The organism is Sanguibacter suarezii NBRC 16159, from assembly GCF_001552735.1.
Classification (GTDB): Bacteria; Actinomycetota; Actinomycetes; order Actinomycetales; family Cellulomonadaceae; genus Sanguibacter; species Sanguibacter suarezii.
In genome coordinates, this window is sequence record NZ_BCRT01000009.1 from 46,613 (window position 1) to 61,885 (window position 15,273).

The 15,273-nt window shown below is 70.9% G+C and carries 12 protein-coding genes; 8 read left to right on the forward strand and 4 right to left on the reverse strand.

Annotated features, from left to right (window positions below; translation table 11 throughout):
- Positions 1-6 precede the first annotated feature (6 nt).
- On the reverse strand, positions 7-945 hold the full coding sequence (locus SS2_RS04540) for an iron-sulfur binding domain-containing protein (protein WP_439646290.1): 939 nt from the start codon (positions 943-945) through the stop codon (positions 7-9).
- Between the two features lie 337 nt (positions 946-1,282).
- Here SS2_RS04540 and SS2_RS04545 point away from each other — a divergent pair, with 337 nt between their 5' ends.
- Complete coding sequence (locus tag SS2_RS04545; protein WP_066461514.1) at positions 1,283-1,807, forward strand: hypothetical protein; 525 nt, start codon at positions 1,283-1,285, stop codon at positions 1,805-1,807.
- A 66-nt stretch (positions 1,808-1,873) separates the two neighbouring features.
- Here SS2_RS04545 and disA read toward each other — a convergent pair whose 3' ends face one another.
- The 3 genes from disA to SS2_RS04560 all read right to left on the reverse strand — a co-directional run bounded on the left by disA (position 1,874) and on the right by SS2_RS04560 (position 5,448).
- Positions 1,874-2,959 (reverse strand): DNA integrity scanning diadenylate cyclase DisA, encoded by a 1,086-nt coding sequence (disA, locus tag SS2_RS04550; protein WP_066461516.1) that lies wholly within the window; start codon positions 2,957-2,959, stop codon positions 1,874-1,876.
- A 9-nt stretch (positions 2,960-2,968) separates the two neighbouring features.
- Positions 2,969-4,387, reverse strand: a complete 1,419-nt coding sequence (radA, locus tag SS2_RS04555) for a DNA repair protein RadA (RefSeq protein WP_066461518.1) — start codon at positions 4,385-4,387, stop codon at positions 2,969-2,971.
- 65 nt (positions 4,388-4,452) lie between these two features.
- Positions 4,453-5,448, reverse strand: a complete 996-nt coding sequence (locus SS2_RS04560) for a LacI family DNA-binding transcriptional regulator (RefSeq protein WP_066461520.1) — start codon at positions 5,446-5,448, stop codon at positions 4,453-4,455.
- A 302-nt stretch (positions 5,449-5,750) separates the two neighbouring features.
- On the opposite strand from SS2_RS04560, the gene SS2_RS04565 reads away from it, so the two are divergent.
- The 7 genes from SS2_RS04565 to SS2_RS04595 all read left to right on the forward strand — a co-directional run bounded on the left by SS2_RS04565 (position 5,751) and on the right by SS2_RS04595 (position 15,212).
- Entirely contained in the window at positions 5,751-7,037 is a 1,287-nt protein-coding gene (locus SS2_RS04565; protein ID WP_066461522.1) for an ABC transporter substrate-binding protein, read from the forward strand.
- Positions 7,038-7,046: 9 nt separating this feature from the next.
- Complete coding sequence (locus SS2_RS04570) at positions 7,047-8,069, forward strand: carbohydrate ABC transporter permease (RefSeq protein WP_066461524.1); 1,023 nt, start codon at positions 7,047-7,049, stop codon at positions 8,067-8,069.
- Positions 8,069-8,953 carry a carbohydrate ABC transporter permease gene (locus SS2_RS04575; protein WP_066461525.1) on the forward strand — a complete coding sequence of 295 codons (885 nt, stop codon included), beginning with the start codon at positions 8,069-8,071 and terminating at the stop codon, positions 8,951-8,953. Before SS2_RS04570 ends, SS2_RS04575 begins: the two co-directional genes overlap by 1 nt.
- 169 nt (positions 8,954-9,122) lie before the next feature.
- Positions 9,123-11,555: a beta-xylosidase/alpha-l-arabinosidase gene (locus tag SS2_RS04580; RefSeq protein WP_066461552.1), complete on the forward strand. Its 2,433-nt coding sequence runs from the start codon at positions 9,123-9,125 to the stop codon at positions 11,553-11,555.
- Positions 11,552-13,144, forward strand: a complete 1,593-nt coding sequence (locus SS2_RS04585) for a glycoside hydrolase family 43 protein (RefSeq protein ID WP_066461553.1) — start codon at positions 11,552-11,554, stop codon at positions 13,142-13,144. Before SS2_RS04580 ends, SS2_RS04585 begins: the two co-directional genes overlap by 4 nt.
- 149 nt (positions 13,145-13,293) lie before the next feature.
- Entirely contained in the window at positions 13,294-14,199 is a 906-nt protein-coding gene (locus SS2_RS17330) for a hypothetical protein (protein WP_066461527.1), read from the forward strand.
- Positions 14,199-15,212 (forward strand): LacI family DNA-binding transcriptional regulator, encoded by a 1,014-nt coding sequence (locus SS2_RS04595; protein ID WP_083941765.1) that lies wholly within the window; start codon positions 14,199-14,201, stop codon positions 15,210-15,212. The genes SS2_RS17330 and SS2_RS04595 overlap by 1 nt, the downstream gene beginning before the upstream one ends.
- The last annotated feature ends 61 nt before the right edge of the window (positions 15,213-15,273 follow it).

Sequence of the window (15,273 nt, forward strand, 5' to 3'; positions counted from 1 at the left end):
AGCCGGTCACGCCAGGTCGACCGGCAGGTGGTAGTGCTGACCGGTCCGGGCGATCAGGCCGTCGGCGACGAGGCCGGTCAGGCACCGCTCGAGCTGGGTGGCGTCGGGCCACACCGCGTCGATGACCGCGGCGGGCACCGGGGAGTGGGCGGCGCGCAGCGCGCCCATGACCTTGCCGCGCACCTGCCGGTCGGTCCCGGCCCAGGCCTGGGTGCGGCGTCGGGCGGCGTGGGCGTCGGCGGGGTAGCCGGCCGCGCGCCAGGCGCACAGGCTCGCCACCGGGCAGTCGTCGCAGCGCGGGGCGCGCGCGGTGCACACCACCGCCCCGAGCTCCATCGACGACGCCGCCCACAGCGCCGCCGGGGCGTCGCCGGCGGGGACGAAGGCCGCCGCGCGAGACATCTCCGCAGCGGTGAGGGACGTCGGGGGCAGCGCCTCCCCACCGACCACCCGGGCCAGCACCCGGCGGATGTTCGTGTCCACGACCACCGAGCGGTGACCGAAGGCGAAGGCCTGCACCGCGGCGGCGGTGTACGTACCGATGCCCGGGAGGGCGAGCAGCTCGGCGGTGCTGGCGGGGACCTCGCCGTCGTGCAGCTCCACGATGGCGCGGGCGCACTCCTGCAGTCGCAGCGCGCGCCGCGGGTAGCCGAGGGAACCCCAGGCGCGCAGCACCTCGGCGGTCGGTGCCTGGGCGAAGTCGGTGGGCGTGGGCCACCGGTCCATCCAGTCCAGCCAGATCGGGGCGACCCGCGCGACGGGGGTCTGCTGGGACATGACCTCGCTGACCAGCACGCCCCAGGGGGTGCGGTCAGGGGAGCGCCACGGCAGGGGTCGCGCGGTCTCCTCGAACCAGCGCCCGAGCGCCTCGGGCAGATCTGTCGGTCCAGCCGGCTCCGGGGCTGCGATCGCGATCGCGGGGTGAGGAGGTGGTGTGGAGGTCACCACTCCATTCTCGCGTGTCTTCGCCGGGGCTCCTGGCACGCCACGTACCGTGAAGGCTCACACCTGCGGCTCTGCCAGCCGATGGGCATGCGGCAGTCGCACAACGGGTACACAGCGAGCACAGACGGGACGGTCAGCCATGGAACGCGAGCGCACGGACCGTCCTGCTCGGCAGAACCAGAACCAGAACCAGAACACCAGGCCCCGGCGTCCCGCGAGCGGGACCACGGTCAGGGCGGGCGCACCGCGGCCCGCAGCGGGGCGCTCTGGCCGCGGCCCGGCGCGCCCGGGGCCCCGGCGGCCCACCCGCGGACAGCTTGTCCTGCGGTGGCTCGTCGTGCTCGTGGTCGTGAGCGGTGCGCTCGTGGGCATCGTCGCCGGAGCCAAGGCGCTCTTCGACGCCGCGAGCGAGGCGATCTCGAGCGCAGCCGCCGCCGCGAGCAGCCCCGAGCCCACGCCCACCGGGCCGCCGAAACCGGTCGACTGCACCCCGGCGGACGTCGAGATCAGCCTCGCCTCGGACGCTCAGAGCTACCGCGTGGGCAGGACGGCGACCTTCGACATCGGCATCACTCACATCGGGACGCTCCCGTGCACCCTCGACGCCGGGAACGTCGGACGCGAGCTGATCATCACCTCGGGTGAGGACCGGGTCTATTCCTCCGCCGACTGCGACACGGCAGGGTCGACGCTGCTGCTGCTCGCCCCGGGGGACCAGTACCCGGGCCGCGTCACGTGGGCGACGCAGCGGTCAGCGCCGGGCTGCCCGGCGGGGCTGCCGGCCCTGGGCGCGGGGAGCTACCAGGCGGTCGTCACAGCGGGGACCGTGACGTCACCGCCGATCGCCTTCACCGTCGGCTGACGCCGCAGCCCACCTGGCTCAGACGGAGCAGTTCTCAGACGGAGCGATCCTCAGACGGAGCGTTTCTCAGACGTAGCGTTCCAGGATGCTGGACTCGGCGAGGCGGGACAGGCCCTCTCGGACCGAGCGTGCGCGCTGCTCGCCGACGCCCTCGACGGCGATGAGGTCGTCGATGGTCGCGGCGAGGAGCTTCTGCAGCCCGCCGAAGTGGAGCACCAGGCGGCCCACGATCGTGGCGGGCAGGCGCGGGACCTTGGACAGCAGCCGGTAACCGTGCGGGGCGACCGCGGCGTCGAGCGCCTCGCCGCCACCGGGCAGGCCGAGGACCCGGCCGATGAGTCCGAGGTCGAGCAGCTCGGTGGAGTCCAGCAGGGAGAGGGCAGCCAGCACGTCCTGCACCGAGCGGTCCTTGCGGCCCACCTCGACGTAGTCGCGGATGACGAACTCCCGGTCGGAGCCGAGCCCGCCGATGAGCTCGTCGAGCTGGAGAGCGAGCAGACGCCCTTCGGTGCCGAGCTCGACGACGTACCCGGCGATCTCCTCCGAGATCCGGCCGACCATCTCCAGACGCTGCACCACGGCACAGACGTCGCGGACGGTGACGAGGTCCTCGATCTCCAGGGCCGACAGCGTGCCGCTGACCTCGTCCAGTCGCGCCTTGTAGCGCTCGAGGGTGGCCAGGGCCTGGTTGGCGCGGGACAGGATCGTGTCTGGGTCCTCGAGCACGTAGCGGGAGCCGCCGACGTACAGCGCGACGATCCGCATGGACTGGCTGACGGAGATGACCGGGAAGCCGGTCTGCTTGGCCACCCGCTCGGCCGTGCGGTGGCGGGTGCCGGACTCGGTGGTCTCGATCGTGGGGTCCGGCAGGAGCTGGACCGCCGCGCGCAGGATGTGGTTGGCGTCGCGGTCCAGGACGATCGCGCCGTCCATCTTGGCCAGCTCGCGCAGCCGGGTGGAGGAGAACTCGATGTCCAGCGAGAAGCCGCCCGAGCTCATGGTCTCGACCGTCTGGTCGAAGCCGAGCACGATGAGCGCGCCGGTGCGCCCGCGCAGGATCCGTTCCAGACCGTCGCGCAGCTCAGTCCCGGGCGCGACGGCCGCCAGGGTCTCGCGGAGAAGCTCGTCAATGTGTGCGGGGGAGTTGGCCACGGGGAGATCTTACGCGTCGATCCGCGTCGGGAGGCGGACGGCAGGCTGACTTTTGTCGAGCGCTTCTCGGACGTTGGCGACGGGGAGCAGCGTGAGCCCGGACGGAGCCTTCGCGTCGGTGCCCATCGGGACGATGGCGCGGGTGAATCCGAGCCTGGCCGCCTCGCTCAGGCGCCGGGAGATCCCGGTGACGGAGCGGATCTCGCCGGCCAGCCCGATCTCGCCGATCGCGATGGTGCCGACCGGGACCGGCTTGTCCGCGACGGCGCTCAGGGCGGCGAGCGCGATCGCGAGGTCGGCCGCCGGCTCGGTGACGCGCGCGCCGCCGATCGTGGAGACGTACACGTCCTGGTTGTGCAGCTGGACGTTGATATGGCGGTGCACGACGGCGAGGATCATCGCCAGCCGGCTCGAGTCGATGCCAGCGGTGGTGCGACGGGGGTTGGCGAGGCTGGTCGCCACGACGAGGGACTGGATCTCCAGGGCGAGCGGGCGCCGTCCCTCGAGGGTCACGGTGATGCAGGTGCCCGGGACCGCGAGGTTGATGTGGGACAGGAACAGCCCGCTCGGGTCCACCAGCCCGGTGATGCCGTCCTCGGTCAGCTCGAAGCACCCCACCTCGTCGGTGGGGCCGTAGCGGTTCTTCACGGCGCGCACCATGCGCAGGCGGGAGTGGCGGTCGCCCTCGAACTGGCAGACGACGTCCACCAGGTGCTCGAGGGTGCGGGGCCCGGCCACGGACCCGTCCTTGGTCACGTGCCCCACGAGGATGACCGGCATGTTGCGTTCCTTGGCCACGGCGATGAGCGCGGCCGCGACCTCACGGACCTGGCTCACCCCGCCGGGGGAGCCGTCCACCTGAGCCGAGGCGATGGTCTGGACGGAGTCGACGATGAGCATGTCCGGCTCGGTGGCCTCGATCTGGCCCAGGACGAGCCCGAGGTCCGTCTCGGCGGCGAGCAGCAGCCGGGGCGCGAGGGCTCCGATCCGTTCTGCCCGCAGACGCACCTGTCCGGCCGACTCCTCGCCGGTGATGTAGAGGACCCGCCGGCCCCCGCGCGCGGCGGTGGCCGCGACGTCGAGCAGGAGGGTGGACTTGCCGACGCCGGGCTCCCCGGCGAGCAGGACCACCGCCCCCGGCACGATGCCTCCGCCGAGCACGCGGTCGAACTCGCTGATCCCGGTCGGGGTGGCCTGAGCGGCGTCGACGTCGATCTCACCGATCGGCTTGGCGTACCCGCGCGTGGGGGCTGAGACCGTGGTCTTGGGCCCCGAGGAGGCGGCGGCCGTCTCGGTGACGCTGCCCCACTCCTGGCACTCCCCGCAGCGGCCGACCCACTTGGACGTGGTCCAGCCGCACTCGGTGCAGCGGTAGCCGGGGCGGGCGGCGCGGGCGGAGGAGCCCGACGAGCGAGGTGTGGAAGCCATGAGGGAACGGTATCCGGTGGCACTGACACTCAGCCCGCAGCACCTCACCGCCCCAGCGGCCCGGCTCAGATCGCGCGGGTGGTCCCGCGCACCACCAGGGAGGTGGGCAGGCGCACGAGGGTGCTCTCGGGCGGGTTGCCGTCGAGCAGGTCGATGAGCATCGCGATCCCGGCGGCGCCCATCGCCTGGATGGGCTGGTGGATGGTGGTGAGCTGAGGAGTGGTGGCCATCGACTCCGGGATGTCGTCGAAGCCGACGATGGACAGGTCGTCGGGGATCCGCAGCCCCATGGACTCGGCCACCTCCATCGCGCCGATGGCGGAGATGTCGTTGGCGGCGAACAGGGCGGTCGGCCGGTCCGGCAGGTTCAGCAGCTCTGCGGCCGAGCTGCGTGAGGAGTCCAGCTGGTAGTCACCGGAGCGGACCAGGTCAGGGTCGTAGGGGATCTTGGCCTCGTCGAGCCCTTGGCGGTAGCCGGCCTCGCGCAGCGCGGAGGAGGCGAGGTCTTCACGGCCGGCGATGAAGCCGATCCGCCGGTGGCCCAGCTCGGCCAGGTGGCGGGTGGCCAGGAGTGCGCCGGTGAGGTTGTCGGAGTCGACGGTGGGCGGGCCCAGGGGCCCTTCGTGCGGGTCGATGGCCACGACCGGGATGCCCACGTTCGCGTCGACCACGGTCGGGGTGACGATGAGCGCGCCGTCGATGAGGGTCCCGCTGAGGCGGGAGAGGTAGCGCCGCTCCCAGCCGGGTCCGCCGCTCTGGCTCGCCCCGGTGTAGGCGAGGAGCTCGTAGCCGGTCTTGGCGAGGGCGCGCCCGGCGCCCTTGAGGATCTCGGTGCTGAACGGCTCGAACTCGGCCACCAGGATGCCGATGACGTTCGTCCGGTGGGACCGCATGCTGCGGGCGACCAGGCTCGACTCGTAGCCGAGCTGCTCGATCACCTCCTGCACACGGGACGTCGTCGCGGCCGCGACGCCGTACCGGGCGTTGATGACCTTGGAGACGGTTGCCACGGAGACGCCCGCGGCCTCCGCGACGTCTGTGATCGTGACCCGTCGGTTCATGTCTTGACCATACCGTTTGTAAAACGTTATCGATAACGTTTGACACGCTCCCCGGAGCGCTGCAATAGTCAGATCCGTACCCGCAGTCGAAGACGACAAGGAGTGCTCAACGATGAGAACCGCAGTACGCACGACGATCGTCTTCACGGTGGCGCACGCCCCACAGCACCAGACGCACCGGCACTGCAGCCGAGGCGTCGCCTAGCTCCAGACCGCTGCGGGTTGACCCACCCAGCACCTTCCAGTCGCTCCTCCGGGCGACTTCTCCACCTCTGTATCGCTCTACGAAAGAGGACAGATCAATGAACGCGAAGAAGATCCTGGCGGTCTCGGCCGTCATGATGATGGCCACAGCGGGACTGAGCGCCTGCAGCAGTGACAGCGGCGGGTCGGGCGGCGACGGCGACGTCTCGATGACCTTCTGGCACAACTCCACGACCGGCCCCGGCAAGGAGTACTGGGAGAAGACGGTCGCGGACTACGAGAAGGCCAACCCAGGGGTCACGATCAAGCTGCAGGCCATCCAGAACGAAGAGATGGACGGGAAGCTGCAGACCGCGCTCAACTCGGGCGATGCGCCGGACATCTTCATGGCGCGCGGCGGCGGCAAGCTCGCTGACCTGGTCGAGGCAGGTCAGGTCATGGATCTCACGGACAGCATCTCGGAGGAGGTGAAGTCTGAGGTCCCCGAGACAGCGTTCTCTGCCTTCGCGATCGACGAGAAGGTCTACGGGATGCCGATGGCGATCCTTCCCGGCGGCATGTACTACACGCAGTCCCTCTTCGACAAGGCTGGCGTCACCGCCACCCCCACGACCATCGACGAGCTCGTCACGGTCACCGATGCCCTCGACGCGGCGGGGGTCCAGCCCATCGCCCTCGGCGGCAAGGACGCCTGGCCTGCTGCGCACTGGTACTACTTCTTCGCGCTGCGGGAGTGCTCGCAGGACGTCTTCGAGGCAGCCGACGAGCTCGACTTCTCCGACCCCTGCTGGACCAAGGCTGGCGAGAACCTCGCGGCCTTCGCAGAGACCGAGCCCTTCAACGACGGCTTCCTCACCACCTCCGCCCAGGGTAGCGCCGGATCGTCGGTCGGCCTCCTTGCCAACTACCAGGCCGGCATGGAACTCATGGGCGCTTGGAACATCGGTGTGGCCGCAGATCTGACGCCGGACAAGAAGCCGGTCCCCGACCTCAAGTGGTTCCCGTTCCCCGAGGTCGAGGGTGGCCAGGGTGACCCCGCGGCTCTCATGGGAGGCATCGACGGCCAGTCCTGCTCGGCTCAGGCCCCGAAGGAGTGCGCTGACTTCCTCAACTTCACGATGACTAAGGCCAACCAGGAGGGCTACGCGACGGCCTTCCACACCGTGCCTGCTAACACCGAGGCCCAGGGCGTCGTGGAGGACCCGGCTCTCGTCTCCGTCCTCGAGGCCTACAACGAGGCTCCCTACGTCGCCCTGTGGCTCGACTCCGCACTCGGCCAGAACGTCGGCAACGCGCTCAACGCAGCGATCGTCGAGATGCTCGCCGGTGACGGCGACGCCGCTGGGATCGTCACGGCGCTCAACGACGCCGCGGCCAAGGGATAGTCGACAACCATGAGCGACTCCTCAGGCGAGACCTCACGAGCATCACTGACCATCCCGCCTGGGGGTCGTCCGGTGGTGGGGGACGATGTGCGCATCGCCCCCGCCACCGCGCCGCGGCGCCGCAGGAGGACGGACTGGCGCAAGAACTTCGAGATCGCACTCCTCTCGGGTCCTGCCATCATCATCTTCCTGGCGTTCGTCATCTTCCCCGTGGTGATGGCGGCCTACTACGGCTTCTACAAGTGGAAGGGCTTCGGGCCCCCCACCGACTTCGTCGGGCTCGACAACTACCTCATCATCTTCAAGGACTCCGCCTTCCATGACGCGGTCCTCAACAACGGGCTCATCGTCGTCGCGTCCCTGGTCATCCAGGGACCGGTGGCCATCGCCCTGGCCCTGCTCATCAACCAGAAGATGCGAGGGCGCTCGATCGTCCGCGTCCTCATCTTCGTCCCGTACGTGATCTCCGAGGTCATCGTCGGCACCGGCTGGGGCCTCATGCTCCAGACGAACGGAGCCGTCAACGACCTGCTCCAGAAGATCGGGCTGTCCGACACCTCGATCGACTGGCTGTCCAACCCGGACATCGCCTTCTGGTCCCTCATGGTCATCATCTCGTGGAAGTACATCGGCTTCGCCGTGATCCTCTTCCTCGCCGGCCTGCAGAGCATCCCGGAGGAGCTGTTCGAGGCAGCTGCCATCGACGGCGCGTCCTACTGGGAGATGCAGCGGAGCATCACCATCCCGCTGCTCGGCCCGACGATCCGGATCTGGGCCTTCTTGTCCATCATCGGCTCGCTCCAGCTCTTCGACCTCGTCTACATCATCTGGGGCCAGTACGTCTCGGGCACCGCAGGCGTGTCGACCATGGCGATCTACATGGTCAGCGAAGGCCGCATGTCGGGGAACTACGGCTTCGGCAACGCCGTCGCAGTCGTGCTGTTCCTCATCTCCCTCGTCATCGCGCTCGTCTACCAGCGCTTCGTCCTCCGTCGTGACTTGGCCGGCGCACTGACCGAAAGGAAGAAGTGATGGCAGCGATCGCGGTCTCGGCGCCACCCACGAAGACCCCCCTCCCGCAGACGAAGAAGAACTCCGGGCTGAGCAACGCGCGGTGGTACACCTACCTCGTCGCCTACATGTTCGTGGGCATCTGCATCGCGCCCGTGCTGTTCATCGTCCTGGGCGGCTTCCGGTCCAACTCCCAGATCACCGTGGACCCCTCGGGGCTGCCCAACCCCTGGCAGCTGACGAACTACGCGGACGTGCTGACCAACCCGACCTTCTGGCGACAGATGGGCAACTCGGCCTTCGTCGGGGTCTTCACGACCCTCGGGGTCGTCGTGCTGGGAGTCATGGCGAGCTACGTCGTCGCGCGGTACAAGTTCAGTGCGAGCGGAGCGATGTACTCCCTCTTCGCCGCCGGCCTCATGTTCCCGATGACCGTGGCGATCACCCCGCTGTACATCCTCGTGCGTGAGCTCGGCCTGATGAACACCCACTGGGGGATCATCCTTCCCCAGATCGCCTTCGCGCTGCCGACGACGGTCATCATCCTCGTGCCCTTCCTGCGGGCCATCCCGCAGGAGCTCGAGGAAGCGGCGTCGATCGACGGCGCGAGCCGGTTGGGGTTCTTCTTCCGCATGGTCGTGCCGCTGTCGCTGCCCGGAGTCGTCACCGTCGGCATCCTCGCCTTCGTCGCGAGCTGGAACAGCTACATGCTCCCGCTGTTCATCCTCAACGACGCGGAGATGTACACCGTGCCGCTCGGCGTCCAGTCCTTCGCCTCGCAGTACTCCGTCGACACGGCGTCGGTCCTGGCCTTCACGTCGCTGTCGATGATCCCGGCGCTGATCTTCTTCTCGCTCTTCGAGCGGCGGATCGTCGGCGGGCTCACCGGAGCAGTCAAGGGCTGATCGCCCACCCCCCCCGACGGCGGCCGCGCGCCGCCGTCGGGCAGTCCGGGCGCACATCGAGGTGCGAGCCGGGCAACCGACGGTGAGCATGCATCTCAGACCGCCGCGGCTGCAGCACCACACACGTCAGACCCAAGGAGAGTGCCCCGTGTCCCACGTCGTCCCCGCCATGCCCGCGGTGAGCGAGCGAGTCCGCGCGCTCCACGCGCAGATGACCCTCGAAGAGAAGCTGGCCCAGATCGTGGGCTACTGGCTCGACCAGAACGGCACCGTCGCCCCGATGCAGTCTGAGATGGCCGCCGGCCAGCAGGACGCGAGCCAGCTGAGCGACATCACCCGGCACGGGATCGGTCACTTCTCGCGGGTGTACGGAACCCGGCCGGTCGACCCGGCAGAGCGCGCCGCCTGGTTGTGGGCCGAGCAGCGCCGGCTCAAGCGTCAGACCCGCCTGGGGATCCCGGCCTTGGTGCACGAGGAGTGCCTGACCGGGCTGGCCGCCTGGAAGGCGGCCACGTATCCGACGCCGCTGGCCTGGGGCGCGTCCTTCGACCCCGAGCTGGTCGCCGAGGCCGCGCGGGCGATCGGGGACTCCATGCGCGAGATCGGCATCCACCAGGGCTTGGCACCGGTCCTCGACGTCGTCCGCGACCCGCGCTGGGGGCGCGTCGACGAGTGCATCGCGGAGGACCCCTACCTCGTGGGCACGATCGGGGCCGGTTACGTGCGCGGTCTGCAGGAGGGCGGCGTGCACGCCACGCTCAAGCACTTCGTCGGATACTCCGGCTCCATCGCTGGACGCAACCACGCCCCGGCCCGGATGGGTCCGCGCGAGCTCGCCGACATCTACCTCCCGCCCTTCGAGATGGCCATCCTCGACGCCGGTGCGCGCTCGGTCATGAACTCCTACGCCGACGTCGACGGCGTGCCGATGGCCTCGAGCGTGGAGCACCTGACCACTATCCTGCGCGAGACGTGGGGATTCGACGGCGTGGTGGTCGCCGACTACTTCGCGGTCGCCTTCCTGGAGGTCATGCACGCGGTCGCAGGGGACCGTGGGGAGGCCGCTGCGCTGGCACTCACCGCCGGGATCGACGTCGAGCTGCCCACCGGTGACGCCTATCTGGCGCCGCTGGCCGAGCGGGTGCGTGCCGGTCTGCTCGACGAGGCCTACGTCGACCGCGCCGTCCTGCGGGCCCTCAAGCAGAAGGAAGAGCTCGGCCTGCTCGACGACGACGCCTTCGAGGACGACCCGCCCACCGACATCCAGCTCGACTCCCCGCGCCACCAGGCGCTGGCCCGCCGCCTCGCCGAGGAGTCGGTGATGCTGCTGACCAACGACGGCGTCCTGCCCCTGAACGGGTGGGAGGCCGCTCCCCAGCGGGTCGCGGTCGTGGGCCCCAACGCCCACCGCGCCGAGGCGCTCATGGGTTGCTACTCCTTCGCCAACCACGTGCTCGCCCACCACCCCGGTGTCCCCTTCGGCTTCGAGATCCCGACCGTGCTCGACGCGCTCGGCCCGGCCTTCGAGACCGCAGGCATGCCCCGTCCCGAGCTCGTCTTCGCCGAGGGATGCACCGCCGAGGGCGAGGACACCACCGGCTTCGCCGACGCGGTCACCGCCGTCCAGGGCGCCGACGTCGCGATCGTCGTGGTCGGCGACCAGGCCGGCCTGTTCGGGCGCGGGACCGTGGGAGAGGGCAACGACGCCGAGTCGCTCGAGCTGCCCGGCGTCCAGCGTCAGCTCGTCGAAGAGCTCCTCGCCACGGGCACCCCGGTGGTCCTGGTGCTGCTCACCGGACGCCCCTACGCCATCGGCTGGGCGCTGGACGGCGAGGGCCCGACGCCGGCCGCCGTCGTGCAGGCCTTCTTCCCCGGGGAGGGAGGCGGCCTCGCGCTGGCCGACGTGCTCACCGGAACCGTCAACCCCTCGGGCCGGCTGCCCGTGTCGCTACCGCGCTCGACCGGCGCGCAGCCCTACACCTACCTGCACCCCATCCTGGGCGGCCCCTCGGACGTGACGTCGAGCGACTCGACCCCAGCGCGGCCCTTCGGATTCGGGCTGTCCTACACGACCTTCGCCTACTCCGACCTCGAGGTGGACGAGACCGTCGAGGCCGGGGGGACCTTCACCGCGACGGTCACGGTGACCAACACCGGCACGGTCGCCGGGACGGACACCGTCCAGCTCTACGGCCACGACGTGCTGGGCACCATCGCCCGGCCGGTCGCTCAGCTCGTGGGCTTCGCACGCACCGAGCTGGAGCCGGGGGAGTCCAGCCGGATCACCTTCACGGTGCCCACCACGCGCTTCGCCTTCTCCGACCGCCGGATGGTCAAGATCGTCGAACCGGGCGACGTCGAGGTGTGGGTCGGTTCCCACGCCGAGGCCTCGAGCAACGGTGCGAGCACCGAGGAGCTGACCGGCGGAGCGATCTCCAACGACAAGGCCACGACGCGCCGCACGATCCCCGGGACGGCGACGCCCCGCGCCGTGCTGACGATCACCGGAGACGTGTACCCGGTCACGACCGCCGACCCGCGGTGGGTCACGGTCGACGTGGCCACCACCGCCGGCGCGACCGCGGCTGCCGTGACGGGGTGAGCCTGGCCGCCAACCCCCTGCTGCCGGGGTGCTACCCCGACCCGACGATCTGCCGGGTCGGCGCCGACTACTACCTCGTGACGTCGACCTTCGAGTACTTCCCCGGGCTGCCCGTCTTCCACAGCCGTGACCTGGTCAGCTGGCAGCAGATCGGTCACGTCGTGGAGCGGGCCGAGCAGCTGGACTACCAGGGGGTGGCGTCCTCGGGCGGGCTCTACGCGCCCACCTTGCGCCACCACGACGGGACCTTCTGGCTCGTCTGCACGCTCGTGGACCAGCAGGACGGCGCTCGCGGGGGGAACTTCCTCATGACGGCGTCCGACCCGGCCGGGCCCTGGTCGGACCCGGTGTGGCTGGACGCGGGTGGGATCGACCCCTCGATCTTCTTCGACGACGACGGCCGCGTGTGGCTGCACGGCACGCGTCTGGCCGCCGAGCCGCAGTGGCACGACCAGACCGAGGTGTGGGTCCGCGAGCTGGACCCGGCGACCATGGCGCTCGTCGGCCCTGAGCACGTGGTGTGGACCGGGGCCGTGCGCGACGCGGTCTGGGCGGAGGGTCCGCACCTGTACCGGATCGACGGCACCTACTACCTGCTGGCCGCCGAGGGCGGCACGGAGATGAACCACGCGGTCTGCGTCGCCCGGTCCGAGGCGGTCACCGGGCCGTACGAGGGGAACCGCAAGAACCCGGTGCTCACCCACCGGCACCTGGGGAGCGGGACCGACGTCGTCGGCGTCGGGCACGGGGACCTCGTGCAGGCGGTCGACGGCAGCTGGTGGGCCACCGTGCTGGGCATGCGCCCCTACGGAGGCCTGCACCACAACCTGGGCCGTGAGACCTTCCTCGTCCCGGTGGAGTGGGAGGACGGCTGGCCCGTCTTCGCCCCCGGGGTGGGTCGGGTGCCCACCGAGGTCGAGGTGCCCTTCGCGCAGGAGCCCCGACGTGCCACCGCGTCCGGTGTGGTCCCACCCGGTGACCTGCGCTGGACGTCGCTGCGCGGCCCGGCCTCCGCCTTCGCCGTCCCGCGCGGTCACGGCTGGGACCTCAGCCTGCGCCCGAGCACCCTGTGCGACGCCGTCACCCCGGCCTTCCTCGGGCTGCGCCAGCAGCACCAGGACGTCGACGTGCACGCGGACCTGCGGGTGGCGCTCGCAGACGGAGAAGACGCCGGGCTCGTCGTGCGTCAGTCCGAGGACGACCACGTCCGGGCGTCCGTGATCCGCGCGGGGCAGGGGCGGCGCGTCGTCGTCGTGCACCGCAGGGCAGGTGTGGAGACCACGCTGGGGGAGAAGGACCTGGACGGACTCGCCTGGGGGCCGGGCGCCGTCGGGGACGAGGTGGCTGTGCGGTTGAGCCTGCGCGCTCGCGGGCAGGACTACGCCTTCCTCCTCAGCCCTGGTGGCCCGAGTGGCGGCGGCGCGCAGGCTGAGCCGGTCACCGTGGCGGTGGCTGACGGCCGCACCCTCGACTCGATGGCCACCGGCGGCTTCCTCGGGCTGTGGATCGGGGTGTACGGCACGAGCAACGGGCAGCCGACCACCACGACGGCTCATCTGGACCGGCTGGAGTACGTGCCGGTGCGCTGAGCACCGGTCTGGTCTGCGGCGTCGGGAGGCAGGGGCAGGAATGCCCCTGCCTCCCGACGTGCCTCGCGGGCGCGCGGGGCTGTGCGCCGTAGGCTGGCGCAGGCTCGCCCGATCAGATGTGCGAGCCCGCGTACGCACGAGGGAGAGACATGAGCGAGCACGGGGACCTCTGGCCCGGACCACGACGGGCGCACGGCGCTGCCGGAGAGCCGGAGCAACCGCTCGGTCCGGACGCCGGCGCGGTCACCCCGGACGACGGCGTCTCCGCCCCAGTCTCCGCCCCCGCCTCCGTCTCTGCTCCCGCCTCTGCGGAGCTGGCGCCGGAGCCTGAACGGACCGAGGACGCTCCATCAGCTGAGGACGCTCCATCGGGTGAGGACGCTCCGGCGGCTGACGACGAGTCGCCCGCGGCGTCGACCCGGTCTGCTGCCCGCACGGGAGCGACCCGGCCCGCCGACGGCCGCCGCATCGGCACGCCGGTGCTCATCTGGTCCCTCGTCGGGGCTGTGGTCCTCATCGCCGTCGCGGTCACCGCGTACCTGCTGCTGCGCGACGACGGCTCGCAGGCCGCGCCGGCCCAGGCGCCCACCGTGACCACCACGCTGCCCGCACCGACCCCGGCCGCCGCTCCGATCGAGCGTGGCGAGGGCAGTGCGCTGTTCACCGCCCTCCCGGGGGAGGTTCGCCAGTACGTGCTCACCTCCATCACCCCCGTGGGGCCGGCCGTCCCGGGCGGAGCCCTCGAGACCTACGACGTCACCTACGAGGGTGACCTCGCCGGTGCCGGTGCTGCCTACACCGTGCACGTCGAGCAGTGGGCCACCCCTGAGCTGGCGACCGCGGCAGCCGAGGCGGCTGCCGCGCCGCTCGCTCCGGCGTCGTCCACCGGCGAGGTGCTCGTCGCTGACGCGGCGACCGGCACCTTCTCCCTCTTCGGTGAGGACGGTGCGGCGACGGAGACCGGCACGGCCGTGTGGACCAACAGCACGCTCGTCCTGCAGGCGAGCGGCCCCGCCCTGGACATCCGCAACTTCTATCTCGCCTTCGGCCTGTGATGGCGGCAGGCAAGCGTCCCCCCGGGATGAACGACGTCGCCCAGGCGGCCGGGGTCTCCCACCAGACGGTCTCGCGGGTGCTCAACGACCACCCGAACGTGCGCCCCGAGACGCGCGAGCGGGTGCTCGAGGCGATCGCCCAGCTCGGGTACCGGCGCAACAGCGCCGCGCGGGCGCTGGTGACGCGGCGCTCGGGCACGCTCGGCGTGGTCACCACCGGTTCCTTCCAGTTCGGCCCCTCGCGCACGCTCGTGGCGATCGAGGAGGCGGCCCGTGAAGCCGGCTACTACATCTCCGTGGCGACGCTGCGCACGGTGGACAGCGCGTCGATGAACGTCGTCCTCGAGCACCTCATGGACCAGGCCGTCGAGGGCATCGTGGTCATCGCCCCGCACGCCGCCGTCGTCGACGCGGTGCGCGCCTTCCACGACCGCCTCCCGATGGTCGTGGTCGCAGCGATCCCAGACCCCCCGGAGTCCGTGACGACCGTGTCGGTGGACCAGGGGCTGGGTGCCCGGCTCATCGTGCGCCACCTCGCCGAGCTCGGTCACCAGGAGGTGCTGCACCTCGCCGGCCCGCACGACTGGCTCGACGCCGACGCCCGTGCCTCGGCCTGGGCGGACGAGTGCACCCGGCTCGGTTTCTCGGTGAGCGAGCCCATCGAGGGGGACTGGTCGGGCAACCGGGGCTACGAGGTGGGGCTCGAGCTTGCTCGGTCCGGCCCGCCGACGGCGATCTTCGCCGCGAACGACCAGCTTGCCCTCGGCCTGCTGCGCGCCTTCAACGAGTCGGGTCTGCGCGTGCCGCAGGACGTGTCGGTCGTGGGCTTCGACGACATCACGGGGGCGGACAACTTCATCCCGCCGCTGACGACCATCCGTCCCGGCTTCGACGCGCTCGGCACCCGGATCATCGAGACGCTCCTCGGGGTGCTCGAGGGCCGGTCGACCGGGCCGGCGGTGCTCGAGCCGGAGCTGGTCGTGCGTGGGAGCACGGCGGCCCCGAGGGCCTGAATCGGCTAGGTGACCTGCGGTGACCGGGGTCACGAGGGGCCGATTGGCCAAGACGGCGATC

Coding starts and splice junctions, on each gene's coding strand:
- SS2_RS17330 (WP_066461527.1), top strand. CDS start 13,294: ATGAGCGAGCACGGGGACCTCTGGCCCGGACCACGACGGGCGCACGGC.
- SS2_RS04580 (WP_066461552.1), top strand. CDS start 9,123: ATGCCCGCGGTGAGCGAGCGAGTCCGCGCGCTCCACGCGCAGATGACC.
- SS2_RS04560 (WP_066461520.1), bottom strand. CDS start 5,448: ATGAACCGACGGGTCACGATCACAGACGTCGCGGAGGCCGCGGGCGTC.
- SS2_RS04570 (WP_066461524.1), top strand. CDS start 7,047: ATGAGCGACTCCTCAGGCGAGACCTCACGAGCATCACTGACCATCCCG.
- SS2_RS04575 (WP_066461525.1), top strand. CDS start 8,069: ATGGCAGCGATCGCGGTCTCGGCGCCACCCACGAAGACCCCCCTCCCG.
- radA (WP_066461518.1), bottom strand. CDS start 4,387: ATGGCTTCCACACCTCGCTCGTCGGGCTCCTCCGCCCGCGCCGCCCGC.
- SS2_RS04565 (WP_066461522.1), top strand. CDS start 5,751: ATGAACGCGAAGAAGATCCTGGCGGTCTCGGCCGTCATGATGATGGCC.
- SS2_RS04595 (WP_083941765.1), top strand. CDS start 14,199: ATGGCGGCAGGCAAGCGTCCCCCCGGGATGAACGACGTCGCCCAGGCG.